The sequence below is a fragment of the Nitrospirota bacterium genome (assembly GCA_016195565.1).
Lineage (GTDB): Bacteria > Nitrospirota > Thermodesulfovibrionia > Thermodesulfovibrionales > UBA1546 > UBA1546.
Map to the genome: position 1 here is coordinate 17,431 of JACPZK010000032.1, position 16,401 is coordinate 33,831.

Consider the following 16,401-nt stretch of genomic DNA (forward strand, 5'->3'; position numbering starts at 1 on the left):
GAATATCAACAAGAGACCAACTCATATACAATAGTCCTGTCCATGATTAAGATTTACTAATATACGGTAGGTTTAGTTATGCAATTTGTTGATTATACGAAAATCTATGTTAAGGCCGGAGACGGCGGAAGAGGCTGTGTAGCATTCAGAAGGGAGAAGTACGTTCCCCGCGGAGGTCCGAGCGGCGGAGACGGCGGCAGGGGAGGGCATATCATATTCAGAGCAAGCAGGGAATTGAATACTCTCCTTGACCTCAGATATCAGAGAGAATATAGAGCAAAAAGAGGCCAGCACGGCATGGGCAAGAAAATGCACGGCAAAGATGGCGAAGACAGAATTATTCCCGTGCCTGTCGGGACAATAATAAAAGACGCTGATACAGAAGAAGTGCTTGCAGACCTTGACAGTGAGGGTGTAGAAACCATAATAGCAAAGGCGGGCAGGGGCGGTCAGGGAAATGCTCACTTTGCAACTCCAACAAGACAGGCGCCAAAATTTGCACAGCCCGGAGAAGAAGGCGAAGAAAAAAATCTTGTTATTGAATTAAAACTCCTTGCTGATGTCGGCTTGATAGGGCTTCCCAACGCAGGCAAATCAACTCTTATATCCGTAATATCATCTGCAAGGCCCAAGATTGCGGATTATCCGTTCACGACCCTTACGCCTAATCTCGGAGTTGTGAAGCTCAAAGATTTCAGGAGTTTTGTTGTTGCAGACATTCCCGGACTCATAGAAGGAGCGCACAAGGGCGCAGGATTAGGGTTTCAGTTTTTAAGGCATGTAGAGCGCACCTCAATGCTACTTCATCTTGTTGACGCCTCTGATATGCCTGAAACCGACCCTGTGGAAGACTTAAAAAAGATAAACAAAGAACTTGAGCTTTACAGTTCAAAACTCTTAAAGAAGCCGCAGGCAGTTGTCGGAACAAAAACAGACATTGCCATAGAGAAGAAGAGGCTCAGAAAACTTGCCAAATACTGCAAATCAAAAAACATTGATTTCTTCCCTGTATCAGCAGTGACAGGAAAAGGCATAAAAGAACTCCTGCTTTATTTGTCAGTTATTGTTGGAAAAGAAAAATAAAGAACAGTAATCCGACGATAACACCGCTTTACAGGAGGCTGCGACTGTCTTTCGGCAATATTAAACTACCCTTGCAGAATACAGGCGGTAGTACAATATATCAGATTTTTACAAGTTCTTATGCGGGGCTATCCGCTCCATTTCATGGAGTCTTCAGCCCCTATTCTGGCAGACCCGTGAATCTTGCCTTAATCCAGCCCCAGCCTCCTTACGTTTTTAGTCTAACTAAGATTTCAGTTGTAAATATTCCTTTGCAAGCGCAGGATACAGCTTTGGATTAAACAAGATATTTGTCATGAAGTAGCATTCGTGCGTGCAGAAACATTTTTTGTCCTGAATTGAGGCGAGTATTTTTTCCGCATTTTCCGTGCGCAGGATTTTTTTAATGTTATATTCGTAATCCTTCACATTCCCAAGTCTTTCCATAAGGATTTCGCATGGATACACATCTCCGTTTTCTGTAAGTACAAGGTTCAGCCTGCCCGCATAGCACGGGTTCAGTCTTTTTTGCTCAAGCAAAGTCCGGTGTATCAGGCTGCGCTGAAGGATGTCCTGCGCAGCTTTGATGCGCGCGCCTTTAAAGCGGTATGTAGCTGAAGTCTTATTCTTCAGGTTTTCCTCCAGCCTCTTTATTGCATGAAGATATTTTTTGTAATCTATTTTTTTGTAGCTTTCATCTTCAAGGCTGCCGCGTATCAGAGAAATGGTATGCGTTTTTATGTTTTTCAGCCCGCTCACGAAATCTATTATCCTGTCCATCGAATCCTGATTTTCAGAGCAGAAAACTGTATTGACTCCAAGTTCAAAGTTAGGGTATTTCTCAAGGAGTTTTTCAAGCAGGTTATATGTCTTCATAGTCTTATCAAAGCTGTGAGGTGTATTGCGAAGATTGTCATGCTCTTCATTCAACCCGTCAATTGAGAGTTTTACAACTATCATACTCTTTTTGCAGTGCCTGAGTATTTCTTCTGTCCGGTCTCTAATTAATTCAGGAAGAAGTCCGTTTGTTGGATAAAGCATAATTGCAGGCCTGTTATTCTTATAGAAGACTTTGCTTATCTCAACAAGGTCATCCCTGAGATATATCTCGCCTCCTGAAAATGCGAGCCAAAGCAGGCTGCCAAGAGATTTAGAAACCTTCTGAATTTCGTCCAGAGACAATTCTTCTGCGGAAACTCTGCTTTCGGCGCTCTTCAGATAAAAACAGAACGGGCATCTTGAATTGCATTTTCGCGTGATGAAAAGGGTAAGATGGATTGGACTTGATTTTTTCAAGGCAGAACTAAGATGGCGAAAGGGCGAATACATTTCAGATAAATCCTCTTATTTTTTATATTTTAATAGATAATCGGTTATGCCGGCAATAGACCCGATTCCAACGGCAATAGGGTAAACCGCAATATAGTAGATGCCTGAAAAAAAAGTGAAAAGTAATCCTTTTGCATCAAGGAATGCTCTAAATAGTTTTCTGTTTATTATGCGTATGTTAACAACCTCGATAATAACGTGAAAGATAAAAGCGAAATAGTTATTTGTTAAAACGAACAGGCAGAGCAAAAGCACACTTATAAAAAATGATACGGTGTTAAATTTCAGCTCCAATGAAGCCGTTCCCGAATCTTTGAAGATATCCTTATTCCTCAGTGAATATACAGTCCAGTATCTTGTTTTTTTGTAGGCATTCCTGAGAGATTTTATCAATGTAAAATTGAATATATGCCGAACGAGTATCTCAGAGTTCATTGTGAGTTTGTAGCCCGTCTTTCTGAGCCTGTGGCTGAACTCCACATCCTCAAGTATGGGCAGGAAGTTTTCCTGAAATCCTCCGCTTTTCATAAAGATATCTCTGCTGATAACCATTGCATGTGTCGGTATATAATCAGGAGGCTCTTTTTTCATCTCGGAATAGTTTATGAATATTGACTGAAACGTGCTGAAGAAATCTTTGTCATAGGGAATAACTGTATAGGTTCCGCCGATGATTGCATCTTCATCTGTAAGAAAGGCTTTATTGACCGAGGCAAGAGTATTTTTCTGCAGAAGACAGTCTGCATCAATAAAAAAGAGAATCTCGCCGCCGCTGTTCTTTGCGCCAGTATTTCTTGCCCTTGATGCCCCTGAGTGTTTATTCAAGAATATGAATTTGCACGGAAATTTTTTTATTATCTCTGCCGAATTATCGGTTGAGCAGTCATCCGTGACTATAACGTCAAAGTTGTCATATTCAGATGAGAATGCAGCCTCAAGGCATCTGCCGATGGTGGAACTTCCATTGTAGTTAGGGATAATAACCGAGATGCGTTTATTCATATTCTGGCAGTTGCAGCAGTCTATTTAAGCCCCAGAACATCCTGCATGTCGTAGAGCCCTGCCTGTTTTCCTGAGACCCAGCTTGCAGCCTTTAGTGCGCCCCGCGCAAATGTGTCCCTGCTTGATGCCTTGTGCGTTATCTCTATTCTCTCTCCGAGCCCTCCGAACATGACAGTGTGCTCTCCTACAATGTCACCTGCGCGTATTGTCTGTATGCCAATCTCCTTCTTCGTTCTTTCGCCTATGATGCCTTTTCTTGCGTAAACCGCCACTTCATCAAGATTTCTGTTTACCGCATCAGCAATAACCTGCGCCATCTTTAAAGCGGTTCCGCTCGGAGCGTCCTTTTTTAGCCTGTGATGCGACTCAACAATCTCTATATCATACTCATCGCCCAAGACCCTTGCCACGTCCTGCAATATTTTCAAAAGCAGATTAACTCCTGTGCTCATATTGGAAGCCACTACGCATGGGATGTTTTTTGACAGGATTTCAATTTCCTGTATCTCATCCTTTGACAGTCCTGTTGTGCCTATGACCATTGCCTTTCTTTTTTTTGATGCAAGCCTGATATTCTCCATTGTAGAGGCAGGAGATGTAAAATCAATTATTACGTCTGCATTGTCAATGATACTTCCAAGGCTGTCTGATAGCATCACGCCTGTTTCACCTATACCCGTTATTGTTCCTATATCCTTTCCTGTTGCAGGGTGACCCATCTTTTCAAAGGCCCCTGCAAGTTTTAGCTCTGGATACTCTTTTGAAATAGCCGTAATCCTGCTTCCCATTCTTCCTGTTGCTCCTGCGACTGCTATCTTTATCATAAAAACCTCCTTGATTTTCAGGGATTGCCGAGAATCCATTTTACTGCTTCATTCAGGTCCTTTGCAACATAATCCGCATTGGCTGATTCAGCGCCCTGTCCTGTCAGGACAAGAATGCCTTTTGCGCCTGCTGATTTTGCAAGCAGCATATCAAGCTCTTTGTCTCCGATCACATAGGATTGCTTAAGGTCAATGCTGTGCTCGGTCCTGGCCCTTAGAAGCATTTCAGGCTCTGGTTTTCTGCACGGGCAATGTTCATCCGGGTGGTGAGCGCAGTAATAAAAATCATCAAAACCATATTGCTCTATAAAGATATTGTGGACCTCTTTTGTGAATTTTTCGTCAACGATTCCCCTTGCAATACCGGACTGGTTACTGACCCCGATTAGTTTATACCCTTTATCTTTGAGCAGTATTAACCCTGAGACCTCTTTGAATATTTCCAGATTGTCAAAACTGTTCAGATATTCTGCATCTTTGCACAATGTGCCGTCCCTGTCAAAAAAGACGGCCTTGTTTTTTGGGATAGAACGCTCTATAGCATCAAAAACCTTGTCAGATGTAATAGCGTCCATGCAGTCCATCTTATCCCTTTCGCATGTTCTTTCAAAGCAGGGGCTGCAGTCCGTACTTTTTCTGATTACTGTGTTTCCTATACCCACCGGGCCTGTTAATTCAGGGTCTGTTGAACCGAATATAGCTACCAAAGGAGTTCTGACAGCATAACCAATATGCATCGGTCCTGAGTCGTTTGTAAGAAAGACATCGCACTCAGATATGAGGGCTGACAGTTCTCTGAGGTCTGTTTTTCCTGCCTTATTCAACAAATGACGAGTGACGAGTGACGAGTGACGAGAAGCGATCTCATTGATGATTTCTTCTGCTATTCCGGTTTCAGATTGTCCTCCAAATATGACGACACTCCCGCCGAGCTCCGAGATTATTTTTCTTGAGACCTCTGCAAATTTCTCAGGCTGCCATCTCTTTGTTGACCCATAGGAAGCTCCCGGGTTGATGCCGATAACAGGTCTTTTCAGCCCCTTCAGGATATTCCTTGCTCTGATTCTCTCGTTGAGAGATAAATAGATATAAGGCAGAGAAAATTCAGCATCTATGCCTGCCTGACGGAGAATGTTCAGGTAATATTCTATGTGATGGATTTTTCTGTCGTCATTATTAAAAGGAATTGAATCCGTAAGGAGAAAGCCCCTCAAATCCCTCTTATAACCTATTCTCTGCGGTATGCCTGAAAGAAAAACGATTAAAGCGGCATCAAATGCATTCTGAAAAAGTATTGAACTGCAAAAACTTTTTGTTCTAAGAACTGCAGACAGCCTGAATTTACCGCTTATGCTGCCGTATTTATCTTCATAGAGAATAATGTCGTCTATAAACGGGTTGTTTTCAAATAGAGGCGCAACCCATGGCTTGACAAGAAGGGATATCTTAGTATCCGGCAATTCCTTTCTCAGCGCCCTGAGCGCCGGCATTGTCATCACAGCGTCTCCAATCCAGTTAACGCCTCTTACCAGCAGATTTTTGCAGGTTTTGTCAAACATAGTTTAGTTTAACATTTTAGTAATCCTGAAAAAAACTTAAGCTTAAGTAGGAGTGAGGAATTGAGTTTTGAGTGGTTTTTGTGAAATAATAGACAATATACAATGAAAATCTGCGAGGTATTTACAAGCATACAGGGCGAATCATCATATGCAGGCATGCCGTGTACTTTCATAAGACTGACGGGGTGTAATCTCAGGTGTTTGTACTGTGATACGGCATACGCATATGAGGAGGGGGTGGAGCTTACCGAAGCTGAAATCATAAACGAAGTTGAACTGATAGGCGTCCACCTTGTTACAATCACAGGTGGAGAGCCTCTGCTTCAGGAAGAGACCTTTCGCCTGACAGAACGCCTCATAAGCGAAGGATATAAAGTCCTGATAGAGACAAACGGCACTATGAGCATAAAAGATATTGACAGCAGGGCGGTTATTGTTCTTGATATAAAAACGCCCGGCAGCGGCATGTGGGAGGAGATGGATCTCTCTAATCTTGATTACATAAAACCTACTGACGAGATAAAATTCGTGATCACCGGCAGAGCAGACTATGAGTGGTCAAAAGATATGATGCAAAAGTATAATCTGAGATCTAAATGTCAGGTGTTCTTTTCTCCGGCTTTTGGCATTCTTCTGCCTGAATCACTTGTCAAGTGGATGCTTGAAGACAGGCTTGATGTAAGGCTGAATCTTCAGATGCACAAATATATCTACGGAAGCGACAGGCGCGGTGTTTAGCCCTGCTGTGTTTGCCCTGCAGTCGTTCCGCCTGAAAATTGCAGATATGTGGAAATTTCATGTTCAAAATTGTCGCTGAATATATTCCTGCCGAGATGATTTTTTATCTCACTGATGTCCCAAAGCCTAACCACATCAATCTCTTCTTTATTAAATGATATTTTGCCGTCATAGGCGCAGGAATATGTATATGCAAGCTCTGTTTCATAAGAGTTTGTGTGAATGTACGAATAGAGGAACTGAGGGTTGCATTCTGATATGCCGAGTTCTTCTTCCATTTCCCTTTTTGCCGCCTCAAGCAGATTCTCTCCCGGATTAACATGCCCTCCAACTGACGTATCCCATTTGCCGGGAGCTACATCCTTGGTTTCTGAACGCTTTTGGAGGAAAAGTGCTCCTTTTTTGTTGAATACAAGCACATGTACAACTCTGTGGATTAGAGAGGGATTTCCGTGTATCTCAGATCTCGGCGCAATACTGATTGCTTTGCCGTGACTGTCAGTTATCTCCATGAATTCTTCGGTTGTATCAGGCACTATTTCCCTCCCGCTTTTTTGGTTTAAATATTATAACTTTCATAAATAAAGGTGTAAAGCGCTGCCGGCTGCGAGGCGGGGTATTGACATTAATATCGGATATGCTAAGCTTTTAATCAGGGGTAGCGCTTTTTCCGCGGGCATTCAGAAGAGACCTTAGTGAATTTGTAAAATTTAAATAATATTAACCCCTCACACTAACCCTCTCCGACAAGGGGCGAGGGCACTTCCCCTTTCTTGATGGGAGGGGATAGGGGGGGTGCAACGTTGGGAGATTGATAATGTTAACAGGGAAAGAAGACCTGATACAGTCGCTTATTGAGGCGTACCTCATGGAAAAGGGCACAATGGATTTCTACTCCCAGGCTGCTGCAAAGGCGCTAAACCATGATGCCAGAAAAATGTTTGGAGAACTTTCTCAATGGGAACATAAGCATATGGACTTTATCGGATACCTTTACCAATCAATCCATGAAGACAAAGATGTAATAGGTTTTGAAAAATTCACAAAAAAGACGGATTCTTCTGTTACCGAGGCGGGAATCCCGGTGAAAGACCTTGAGGCAAAACTTGAGAAGCATGAGTTTGTAGATGATATGGGAGCTTTGATCTTAGCGCTGGAGATAGAAGGCAAGGCATACAGCCTTTACAGCAAGCTTGCAAAGAACGCTGTTGATACAAATGCAAAGGTTGTATTTCAGGAAATGTCAGAACAGGAAACCAAGCATATTGAATATCTGAAAAAGATAAGGCAGAGACTTGGTGAGACATCATAGATGAAGAGTTATCTCTTTATCTATGATGAGATGAGATTGCCACGTCGCCCCGATTTTATCGGGGCTCCTCGCAATGACAAAATAGCAGTATCAATCCTGTCATTGCGAGCGTAGCGAAGCAATCTTTTGTTTTAAAATTTATGAGGGAGGTTCTTATGAATGCAATTGAGATAGCTATCAAGATGGAGACAGACGCAATAAAATTCTATAAGGAGGCATCGGAGAAGACAAAAAATCCTGTCGGCAAAAAAATGTTCCTTACAATAAGAGAGGATGAAAAAAGGCATCTTAATATGCTTACGCAGATATTCAAGGGACTTGATATAAAAGTCGGCGATGTTAGTCCAACCGGCAATGTAAAGATTGTATTTGAATCAATGAAGAATGAGATGATGAAAAAAGTTGAAGCAATGGATAATGAACTTGAGGCCTTCAGGATTGCATCACAGATGGAAAAGGAAGGAATTGAGTTTTATAAGAAAGCGCTGTCAGAGGCAAAGACTGAAAAAGAAAAGGCTCTCTTTGACAGGCTGATAAAAGAGGAAGAGCGGCATTACCGTATCTTCGCAAATTCCTATTCTTTCCTTTCCGACACCGGAAACTGGTTTATGTGGGAAGAGCACAGCATTGTTGAAGGATGAACGCACTGGGCATAAATAACGACAAGTTAAGACTTTATAGAGCCTAAGGTTCAGGCCTAAAAATATTTTGAATCTGATGTTGTAAAATATAGTACGATGGCTATGGATGTTTTAAAACTCAAAAAACCGCCCCGGAAAATTCTTGTCATAAAACCGAGTTCGTTGGGAGATGTTGTTCACAGTCTTCCGTTTCTGAATGCCCTCAGAGACAGTTTCCCCAGAGCAGAGATTCACTGGATTATCGCAAAAGGACTTGAGGGTCTCCTTGAGGGGCATCCGATGATAAACAAGCTCTGGATTATTAACAAGGATGATTGGAAGAGGGTTAAGGGCGCAGGGACTACGATAAAAGAACTGAGGTCTTTGTTTAAATCTTTAAAGGCAGAGAAATACGATATTGTTATGGACCTGCAGGGCCTTCTCAGAAGCGGGATTCTTGCAAAGGCAACAGGCGCACCTGTGAGAATAGGTTTTAAAGAGGCGAGGGAAGGCAGCAGGATATTTTATACACACACTGTTAAGGCAGGCAAGGATGTTCATGCAGTGGACAGGTATCTTGAGATAGCAAAATTTATCGGGTGCGACATCTCCGATATAAAATTTCCTTTCCCTCTGTCTTTTAAGTCCCAACTTTCAACCCTTAACTTTCAACTCCCTGAAAGATATGCTGTTATAGTCCCGGGCGCAAGATGGCAGACAAAGAGGTGGTTTCCTGAGCGATTCGGACAACTCTCATCAATGATGCAGGTGAAATCAATCATTGTGGGCGGAGAATCAGATGCTGATATAGCAAGTATTGTCATCAGGAATTCCGATGGCAATGCCATATCCGCTGTAGGCAAGACAACGCTGAAAGTGCTTATAGAGGTAATAAGAAATGCAAGATTTGTAGTCACAAATGACTCAGGACCAATGCATATCGCTGCTGCGCTCAATGTTCCTGTATTTGCAATATTCGGGCCTACTAATCCGCTAAGAACAGGCCCTTACGGTAAATCGCATGTCATAATCAGGAAAGGGCTTGAATGCTCTCCGTGTTACAGAAAGAATTGCAGAGCCGTTCAGTGTATGGAAATGATAAGCGTCAGAGAAGTAGCAGATGCTATCAGGCGGAGCGGATATTAACGCATAGCGAAGTTCTATTGACTTTGCACTATTCCTTAATTTAATATTACGGAAAATCCGGGTTTATAAACTGGTGATTGGAGGGAAAGATGACAAAAAAAGTCGCAGTACTTGTAAGGAACAGGCAGCACGAGGCGCTGAGAATGTCTGTAGGGCTGACACTTGAGGACAATGCAGTGAGCGTGTTTGTTATGGATAAAAAACTTCCGTCAGATGAGAATACTAACCTTAATGTGGAAACCCTCGGTGATATGGATGCAAAGATATTTTCCAATAACCCGGAGAATAAATTTGAGCAGATGACCACTGAAGAGATTGCACGCGCTCTGACAGAATATGATGTTGTGATTCCGTATTAACCGGTGTTGTTTTTAATTTAAGACACAAACATTATAGACAAAAATTCATGTAAGGAGGAGATATGAAGCTTGGTATACATGTAATAAGCGACAGGCATCTTGATGATGTAGTCGGTATAGCGAAGGCTGCTGCATCGAAAGGACACGAGGTAACCGTATTCACAATGGCTGACGGTGTTAAACTCCTTGAGAATCCTGCGTTTACCAGCCTGTGCAAGACACCTAATGTCAAAATGAGCTTTTGCGACCATAACGCCACAGGGATGGGGATCTCAAAAGATGGGATCCCGCAAGATGTAATATGCGGCAGCCAGTATAATAATGCAATTATGGTGAACATCTCTGACAGAGTTATAGTGCTTTAAGATTATATTTAAGAAGGTAAAAATTAAAAAAGGGGACGAAACAATGAAAATATTGCATATTCTTAATGATGGACAGACTAAATTATCAGATGAGATAATCTGCATACAGTCAAAAAGTAATGAGGTTAAGGTTATTGACCTTCCAAAGAAGGAAGCGTCTTATGAAAGTATTGTTGCTGATATTTTTTCGTATGATAAAGTGATATCATGGTAACGGCAAATTACACTTGACTTGTTAATAATCAAAAGATATACTGTCCTTTACCGAGGGTTGAGAAGCTTTAATTTAAAGCTAAAGCCTTAAATTTTCAGGACGGGGGGGTGAGATTGAATTGTAGAGGTTTTAAGTTCGGGGTTTCGGCTTCTCATTTAGTAAAAAATTTAACAAAAACAGGAGGCAATGATGCTTAGAGATGGTAAAGTGTTGAAGTTCATTTTTTTAATGGTCGGTGTTTTTCTATTTTTCACTGCACAGACTTACGCTGCTCAATTTAAACACCCGGAGTTATTAGTAACCCCGGCAGACATCGAGAAACACAAGGATTGGATTGTACTCGACTGCCGTGATGCAAAAGAGACAGAAGATAAAAAAACTGGCGAAAAGTTAAAGGGTTATGCTGATGGACATATCCCTGGCGCAATAAACCTCGGCGGCGATTGTTCAAAGGTCTTGAGGACAAAGGAACAATCGGTTGTTTTTAAGGATGCGAAGGAGAATACTGATGTGGCAAAATATGAGAAAATCCTCGGTGATGCCGGGATAAGCAGCGACAAGACTGTAGTGGTTTATGCTGATGCAAAAAGAATTACCCATGCTACTGTCGGTTTCTGGATACTTGAATACTTAGGGCAGAAGGATGTCCGTTTCCTTAACGGCGGCATTGAGGCTTGGGAAACTGCTGGAAAGAAGCTGGATACAGCAGAGAAAAAACTTCCACCTGCTAAATATATGGCACATCTTATGAAAAACAGAATAGCTACTACAGATGAAGTTTTGAAGGTTGCCAAAGGCGAGATTAAAAACGTTCAGATTGTGGACTCAAGGACACCTGGAGAATATGCAGGAACAGATATGAGGGCAAAGAGGGGCGGACATATCCCCAAGACAACGATGAATGTCTCTCATACTGAGACCTATGATAAGAAGACAGGGATGATTAAGTCTGCTGAAGAACTTGAGAAGCTTTTCGGCAAACTGGACAAGAACAAGAGGACCATACCTCTCTGCCAGACAGGCACCCGTTCCACACTTACATATTTAGAGTTCAAAATGATGGGATTCAAGAATTTAGCCAATTATGATGATTCATGGATAATCTGGGGCAACAGAGAAGACACACCTATTGAAAAGTAATTGCTGACCTGCTAAATTGGTCCTTTAGCTGAAAATTACTTAGAGTCAAAATAGGAGGCGAAATCGCCTCCTATTTTTTTGCAAAAAGAGAGGTTGTCAGATAAAATAACTCATGTTAGATAAAACAGCTCGAGTGGACCCCCATGCTTCTAAAAGGATTGAGTTTTTTTTGATTTCCCTTCTGACATTTTTCAGTTTTCTTATTCTTTTTGTTCTCAGAGGAATTGACGATAACAGGCTGACCTCATGGTTGTGGACATTCAGCAGTTTTAATATCATAGAATTTTCTTTAATCATAATTTCCGGGATTATCTTTGCATATATGCTTACAAGACTTTCTTTCCCAAAGTTCAGTCCATCTGTATTTCTTTTTTTACTGTCATTTATTTCTGTAATGCCTTTTTGGAAAGCGCCGGAGGTTATTGTGGATGCATCGCGGTATTTCACTCAGGCAAAACACCTTGATGTCTATGGAATTGGATATTTCTTTAGAGAATGGGGCAGGGATATTAATATATGGACTGACCTGCCCCTCATTCCTTTTCTTTATGGACTGATATTTAAGCTTTTCGGAGAGTCCAGGATTTATATCCAGGCATTTACCACGCTTCTATTTTCTCTTACCGTTGTGCTCACGTATAACATAGGAAAAACATTATGGGATGAGACAGTTGGTTTTTATGGAGGGGTGCTTCTGCTCGGCATCCCATACCTATTTTCTCAGATATCACTCATGCTTGTTGATGTGCCTGCAATGTTTTTTTTAACGCTTTCAATTTTTACTTTTATAATGGCTTTAAATCGAGGGGGAATATGGCTTCTATTTTCGTCTGTTGCCGTGTTCACGGCATTTTTTTCAAAGTATTCAACATGGCCGATGCTTTCTATTTTGGCAGTTATATTTGTGGTTTACAGCGTTCAACGCTCAAAACTAAAGATGCAGGATAATCATGCATCATGGAGAAGAGGATTTGTGGTTGTAGTGATTTCCGGCATATTAATAGGAGTAGTTTTCTGGTATAAATCTGATGTCTTCCTGAATCAGATTAAACTCTTATTGAATTATCAGCAGCCCGGACTGAAACGCTGGGAAGAGAGTTTTATTTCCACCTTCTTTTTTCAGATTCATCCCTTTATTACTGTTTCTGCGATATATTCTATTTATATTGCCTTAAAGAGAAGAGATGTTAAGTATGCGATTATAAGCTGGCTGATAATATTTATACTTTTATTTCAGATAAAAAGGATACGATACATCATAATGATATTCCCGCTGCTGACATTAATGGCATCCTATGGCCTGCGGGAGATAAAAGACAGGCGCATTATAAGGTTTATTGCTTCATATACGGTTATCTTTTCGCTTCTTATTGCAGTTCTTGCATACCTTCCTTTTCTCCAGAAAATGAGTGTGGTAAACATAAAAAACGCAGGCAGTTTTTTGAATTCGCTTGATGCCTCTGAGATTGAGGTGTTTACTCTTCAGTCAAAGAATCCCGATGTCAACCCTGCGATCTCTGTGCCTATTCTTGATTTGTTTACAAAGAAAAAAATTATCTATCATTATGACAAGGATTTTTTTCCTCCACCAAAGGATTTTGAGAAGTCGTCATTGAGGTTCACATGGGAATATAAAAATCCAGAATACTATACCGCTAACAGTGAAGATTCAAAAAGGACTGTGTTGGTAATATCAAGTAACATGGAGGCATTTCCTGATTATATTGAACAGAGGATAAAAGAGTACACCAGATCTAAGGTATTTGAGATATCGGAGGGAGTGTTTCGTTTTAGGACAGTGGTTGCAGTTTACTATAATTGAGAAAAAATCTGTGGTTATGCTAATATAATTCGCTCTGCTAAAAAATAGGTTTATGTTAAATCCTCAACCTCAAAAGAGATACATGGTTGATGGATGAAACAAAGGGAATAAATGCCTCTCACAGACTGAAAGAGATTCTGAGAGATTTCCCTGAACTCACAGATTATTTTCTTGAGATGGGCATCTGCGGTTGCGGCGACGAAGGCCTTAACTGGACTATTGCGAGGATGGCTGAGGAGAGAGGTATAGACCTGAACAAGTTTCTTGAAGAGGTGAATAAAAGGATAAAAAAAGATAAGGGGGGAGGTAACTGGAAAAAATTCTAAAATAGGTAACTCGCGATTAAGAAATAGTTAATAAGGAGGGAAAAAGTCTGTGGAAACAACAACGGTAGATACGAGTCAAAGAAAAAATCAGATATGGGCTTTTGTAATCACAGGTATCATGATCCTTATAAGCCTTATCTACTATAAGGTAAATGTATATTACATGTACCTTATAGCTTACATCTGGTTTGGATTTGCCTACGGGATGATGCTTCAGTACGGAAGATTCTGTTTTGCCTCGGCTTCAAGAGACCTTTTCGCTGCAGGTGTCCCGAGAATGGCTGTCGGTATTCTGGTAGCGCTTGTATTTTTTAGCCTTATACAAGCAACTCTTGCATCAACCAACATGAGTACCTTTCATCCAGCTCCATTTGGGATACATACATTGATATCAGGTCTCATATTCGGTGTGGGAATGGTTCTTGCCGGAGGTTGTGCCTCTGGTTCTCTGTATAAGATCGGTGAAGGGAATGGCACGTCTTTCCTGGCAGCATTTTTCGGACTTTGTATAGGACAGGCGATATTCGTTGATGTCAAATGGTTCAATTTCCTAATCCCTCAGAGCTGGGTAGTTTCAGCGGCAGCAAAAGGGCTGCCTCCCGATAAAATGACCTCATCATTTGACACATATCTTGCAGGCTATGTCTGGAACCAGCCGACCCTTCAGTTGTCTCATACAAAGGCTATATCAGAAGCCTTACCTGGTGCGCTAAAGTATTTTGTCGGCGACTCCCTTTTGAACGCGTTAATTCCTGCAGTAATTCTTCTTCTCGTTATCTATACTGTCTGGAGCAGAAAAGGCTTTATGAAGAAAAGGGCCAAAGCAAAAGGCGGAGTAACCGGTTTCAGTGATGAGATTGCAGGCATCTGGAATATGATAACTGCATCCAAGAGGACAACCATTATGGGTGTGATAATCGGCATCGTGGCAGGACTCCATATTTTTGTGATGAAGGGAATGCAGATTAAATTTGGTATTGCAAATTTCGGGGAGCTGTTAACAAGGATGGGACATGCTGCCGATACCAGCATAAAGGGTACTGTTTTTGATCCTGGATACTGGTATATAACCAGTCAGGAAGGCCAGCTTGGCGGATGGATTCTCGATAAATTAGGCTGGAATATGCGCGATAATATATTCTTTGGTATCAATAACGGTCTTCCAGACCCATGGCGTAACCCTGCTCTCTGGATGTCTTTGGGTATCGTCTTTGGAGCTATGGTAATGGCACGGCTGAACAATGAATTCAAGTTTAAATTGCCGAAGGGCGAACTGATTGTATGGGGTCTTCTCGGCGGAATACTCATGGGTGTTGGCTCAAGGCCTGCATTGGGATGCAATATAGGGGCCTTTTTTATCAGAGTTGCCGGTGGAGATCCCAGTGGCTGGCTGTATGGCGCTGGCATGGTGGCAGGCGCCTTTGTCGGAGTTAAGTTCTTTAACTGGTGGTCAGAAAGAAAAATGGCCAAAGAAATGGAAGCATTTTGAAAATTCAAAATTCAAAATTTAAAACTCAAAATTAAGGAGGAAGTTTGTTATGGCTATGAAATTTGAGAAAAAAGGTGACGGAACATATATGCTGGATGTTTGCGGTTACGTCTGCCCGCATCCCCAGATATATGCCAAAAAGTCTCTCGAAAAAATGAATGAGGGTGATGTAGTAGAGATTATACTTGATAATCCTTCGTCTGTTGAAACTATATCCCAGATGTGCGACCAGGTAGGGCATGATGTGCTGGATAAAAAAACAGAAGGCGGCAAAATATATTTGAAGATCAAAAAGGGATAAGATTTTTCCCTTTAATAAATTGAGGAGGGCTAAATGAAAACACCTCTGGTGATTATTGTTGTGATTGTTGTTGCTATACTTGGTTTTTTAACCGTTTATAGCCAGCAACATGATATGACAGCACAGACTCAGGGACAAGGAGCAGCAGGCGGGTATGGCTCAGCACCGGCAGCAGGCGGGTATGGCTCAGCACCGGCAGCAGGCGGGTATGGCTCAGCACCGGCAGCAGGCGGGTATGGCAAATAAAACTCAGCGTATTAACTAAAAATAGCAGGTGAGAAAATGAAAAAAGTATTGATTGCAGTTGACGATACGAAGGGTACCAAGAATGCTTTTTCTGTGTGCAGTAATGTATGTTCTTGCATTCAGCCGGAAAAAACAGTGCTGGTTTTCGTCGAGAAATTCGAGGGCAGGTCCTTAATTAATGAAATGCTTGGCGACGCTGAAATGTTCACCCTTGAAGAAGTGCTGAAAGGAACGGAATATCAGGAAGCTCTGGACGAAAAGGCACAAAAGATTTTGAATTATTACAAGAAGGCTCTTGAGAATAAAGGAGTAACCGGAATAAAGACTGTAATCAGGAAAGGTCATCCTGCTGAAGAAATTCTCAAGACCGCTAAAAAAGAAAACGTGGACATGATAATTGTCGGGTCGAGAGGCAAAAGGATTTCGCACAGATTTATGGGAAGCGTCAGCCGGGAAGTGGCTAATAATGCGGAGGTTCCAGTATTGATTGTGAAGTAATTTTTATTGTGTAGGTTGCAATTAAAAAATACCTTGCGATTCAAACTGC

General features: G+C 41.6%; 20 protein-coding genes. 15 read left to right on the forward strand and 5 right to left on the reverse strand.

The window, feature by feature from the left end; all coding sequences use genetic code 11:
• Positions 1-78 precede the first annotated feature (78 nt).
• Positions 79-1,083, forward strand: a complete 1,005-nt coding sequence (obgE, locus tag HY035_11275) for a GTPase ObgE (GenBank protein MBI3378962.1) — start codon at positions 79-81, stop codon at positions 1,081-1,083.
• A 225-nt stretch (positions 1,084-1,308) separates the two neighbouring features.
• Here obgE and HY035_11280 read toward each other — a convergent pair whose 3' ends face one another.
• From HY035_11280 to waaF (HY035_11295), 4 genes are read right to left on the reverse strand one after another with little or no spacing between them, the layout of a single operon-like run.
• Positions 1,309-2,391 (reverse strand): radical SAM protein, encoded by a 1,083-nt coding sequence (locus tag HY035_11280; protein ID MBI3378963.1) that lies wholly within the window; start codon positions 2,389-2,391, stop codon positions 1,309-1,311.
• 15 nt (positions 2,392-2,406) lie between these two features.
• On the reverse strand, positions 2,407-3,393 hold the full coding sequence (locus HY035_11285; protein MBI3378964.1) for a glycosyltransferase: 987 nt from the start codon (positions 3,391-3,393) through the stop codon (positions 2,407-2,409).
• Between the two features lie 20 nt (positions 3,394-3,413).
• Complete coding sequence (dapB, locus tag HY035_11290) at positions 3,414-4,217, reverse strand: 4-hydroxy-tetrahydrodipicolinate reductase (protein MBI3378965.1); 804 nt, start codon at positions 4,215-4,217, stop codon at positions 3,414-3,416.
• A gap of 17 nt (positions 4,218-4,234) precedes the next feature.
• Positions 4,235-5,776, reverse strand: a complete 1,542-nt coding sequence (waaF, locus tag HY035_11295; protein MBI3378966.1) for a lipopolysaccharide heptosyltransferase II — start codon at positions 5,774-5,776, stop codon at positions 4,235-4,237.
• Between the two features lie 102 nt (positions 5,777-5,878).
• Between waaF (HY035_11295) and HY035_11300 the strand changes: the two genes are divergently transcribed.
• On the forward strand, positions 5,879-6,514 hold the full coding sequence (locus HY035_11300; GenBank protein ID MBI3378967.1) for a radical SAM protein: 636 nt from the start codon (positions 5,879-5,881) through the stop codon (positions 6,512-6,514).
• Here HY035_11300 and HY035_11305 read toward each other — a convergent pair.
• Positions 6,511-7,026, reverse strand: coding sequence for an NUDIX domain-containing protein (locus tag HY035_11305; GenBank protein MBI3378968.1), 516 nt, complete (start codon positions 7,024-7,026; stop codon positions 6,511-6,513). The genes HY035_11300 and HY035_11305 overlap by 4 nt on opposite strands.
• Before the next feature lie 305 nt (positions 7,027-7,331).
• On the opposite strand from HY035_11305, the gene HY035_11310 reads away from it, so the two are divergent.
• From HY035_11310 to HY035_11370, 13 genes are all read left to right on the forward strand, one after another.
• Complete coding sequence (locus HY035_11310) at positions 7,332-7,826, forward strand: ferritin family protein (GenBank protein ID MBI3378969.1); 495 nt, start codon at positions 7,332-7,334, stop codon at positions 7,824-7,826.
• A 155-nt stretch (positions 7,827-7,981) separates the two neighbouring features.
• Positions 7,982-8,467, forward strand: a complete 486-nt coding sequence (locus tag HY035_11315; GenBank protein MBI3378970.1) for a ferritin family protein — start codon at positions 7,982-7,984, stop codon at positions 8,465-8,467.
• Positions 8,468-8,563: 96 nt separating this feature from the next.
• The gene (gene waaF, locus HY035_11320; GenBank protein MBI3378971.1) at positions 8,564-9,592 is read left to right on the forward strand and encodes a lipopolysaccharide heptosyltransferase II; all 1,029 of its coding nucleotides are present in this window, start codon (positions 8,564-8,566) and stop codon (positions 9,590-9,592) included.
• Positions 9,593-9,681: 89 nt separating this feature from the next.
• On the forward strand, positions 9,682-9,951 hold the full coding sequence (locus HY035_11325) for a hypothetical protein (GenBank protein ID MBI3378972.1): 270 nt from the start codon (positions 9,682-9,684) through the stop codon (positions 9,949-9,951).
• A 62-nt stretch (positions 9,952-10,013) separates the two neighbouring features.
• On the forward strand, positions 10,014-10,316 hold the full coding sequence (locus tag HY035_11330) for a DsrE family protein (GenBank protein ID MBI3378973.1): 303 nt from the start codon (positions 10,014-10,016) through the stop codon (positions 10,314-10,316).
• Between the two features lie 52 nt (positions 10,317-10,368).
• Positions 10,369-10,530 (forward strand): hypothetical protein, encoded by a 162-nt coding sequence (locus HY035_11335; protein ID MBI3378974.1) that lies wholly within the window; start codon positions 10,369-10,371, stop codon positions 10,528-10,530.
• A 186-nt stretch (positions 10,531-10,716) separates the two neighbouring features.
• Positions 10,717-11,670 carry a sulfurtransferase gene (locus tag HY035_11340; GenBank protein MBI3378975.1) on the forward strand — a complete coding sequence of 318 codons (954 nt, stop codon included), beginning with the start codon at positions 10,717-10,719 and terminating at the stop codon, positions 11,668-11,670.
• Between the two features lie 169 nt (positions 11,671-11,839).
• Entirely contained in the window at positions 11,840-13,492 is a 1,653-nt protein-coding gene (locus tag HY035_11345) for a glycosyltransferase family 39 protein (GenBank protein ID MBI3378976.1), read from the forward strand.
• Between the two features lie 89 nt (positions 13,493-13,581).
• The gene (locus HY035_11350; protein ID MBI3378977.1) at positions 13,582-13,818 is read left to right on the forward strand and encodes a hypothetical protein; all 237 of its coding nucleotides are present in this window, start codon (positions 13,582-13,584) and stop codon (positions 13,816-13,818) included.
• 49 nt (positions 13,819-13,867) lie between these two features.
• Positions 13,868-15,307, forward strand: a complete 1,440-nt coding sequence (locus tag HY035_11355) for a YeeE/YedE family protein (protein ID MBI3378978.1) — start codon at positions 13,868-13,870, stop codon at positions 15,305-15,307.
• A 49-nt stretch (positions 15,308-15,356) separates the two neighbouring features.
• A complete protein-coding gene (locus HY035_11360) occupies positions 15,357-15,608 on the forward strand; it encodes a sulfurtransferase TusA family protein (protein MBI3378979.1) in 252 nt (83 codons plus the stop codon).
• 33 nt (positions 15,609-15,641) lie between these two features.
• Positions 15,642-15,854, forward strand: a complete 213-nt coding sequence (locus HY035_11365; GenBank protein MBI3378980.1) for a hypothetical protein — start codon at positions 15,642-15,644, stop codon at positions 15,852-15,854.
• Between the two features lie 36 nt (positions 15,855-15,890).
• Positions 15,891-16,352 (forward strand): universal stress protein, encoded by a 462-nt coding sequence (locus HY035_11370; GenBank protein MBI3378981.1) that lies wholly within the window; start codon positions 15,891-15,893, stop codon positions 16,350-16,352.
• Positions 16,353-16,401 lie beyond the last annotated feature (49 nt).

Bases quoted from the DNA above. Each gene is read 5' to 3' on its own strand.
- HY035_11340 (MBI3378975.1), top strand. From the start codon at position 10,717: ATGATGCTTAGAGATGGTAAAGTGTTGAAGTTCATTTTTTTAATGGTC.
- HY035_11315 (MBI3378970.1), top strand. From the start codon at position 7,982: ATGAATGCAATTGAGATAGCTATCAAGATGGAGACAGACGCAATAAAA.
- HY035_11350 (MBI3378977.1), top strand. From the start codon at position 13,582: ATGGATGAAACAAAGGGAATAAATGCCTCTCACAGACTGAAAGAGATT.
- HY035_11310 (MBI3378969.1), top strand. From the start codon at position 7,332: ATGTTAACAGGGAAAGAAGACCTGATACAGTCGCTTATTGAGGCGTAC.
- dapB (MBI3378965.1), bottom strand. From the start codon at position 4,217: ATGATAAAGATAGCAGTCGCAGGAGCAACAGGAAGAATGGGAAGCAGG.
- HY035_11360 (MBI3378979.1), top strand. From the start codon at position 15,357: ATGGCTATGAAATTTGAGAAAAAAGGTGACGGAACATATATGCTGGAT.
- HY035_11305 (MBI3378968.1), bottom strand. From the start codon at position 7,026: ATGGAGATAACTGACAGTCACGGCAAAGCAATCAGTATTGCGCCGAGA.
- HY035_11325 (MBI3378972.1), top strand. From the start codon at position 9,682: ATGACAAAAAAAGTCGCAGTACTTGTAAGGAACAGGCAGCACGAGGCG.
- HY035_11280 (MBI3378963.1), bottom strand. From the start codon at position 2,391: ATGTATTCGCCCTTTCGCCATCTTAGTTCTGCCTTGAAAAAATCAAGT.
- HY035_11300 (MBI3378967.1), top strand. From the start codon at position 5,879: ATGAAAATCTGCGAGGTATTTACAAGCATACAGGGCGAATCATCATAT.
- HY035_11285 (MBI3378964.1), bottom strand. From the start codon at position 3,393: ATGAATAAACGCATCTCGGTTATTATCCCTAACTACAATGGAAGTTCC.
- HY035_11365 (MBI3378980.1), top strand. From the start codon at position 15,642: ATGAAAACACCTCTGGTGATTATTGTTGTGATTGTTGTTGCTATACTT.
- HY035_11330 (MBI3378973.1), top strand. From the start codon at position 10,014: ATGAAGCTTGGTATACATGTAATAAGCGACAGGCATCTTGATGATGTA.
- waaF (MBI3378966.1), bottom strand. From the start codon at position 5,776: ATGTTTGACAAAACCTGCAAAAATCTGCTGGTAAGAGGCGTTAACTGG.
- HY035_11370 (MBI3378981.1), top strand. From the start codon at position 15,891: ATGAAAAAAGTATTGATTGCAGTTGACGATACGAAGGGTACCAAGAAT.
- waaF (MBI3378971.1), top strand. From the start codon at position 8,564: ATGGCTATGGATGTTTTAAAACTCAAAAAACCGCCCCGGAAAATTCTT.
- obgE (MBI3378962.1), top strand. From the start codon at position 79: ATGCAATTTGTTGATTATACGAAAATCTATGTTAAGGCCGGAGACGGC.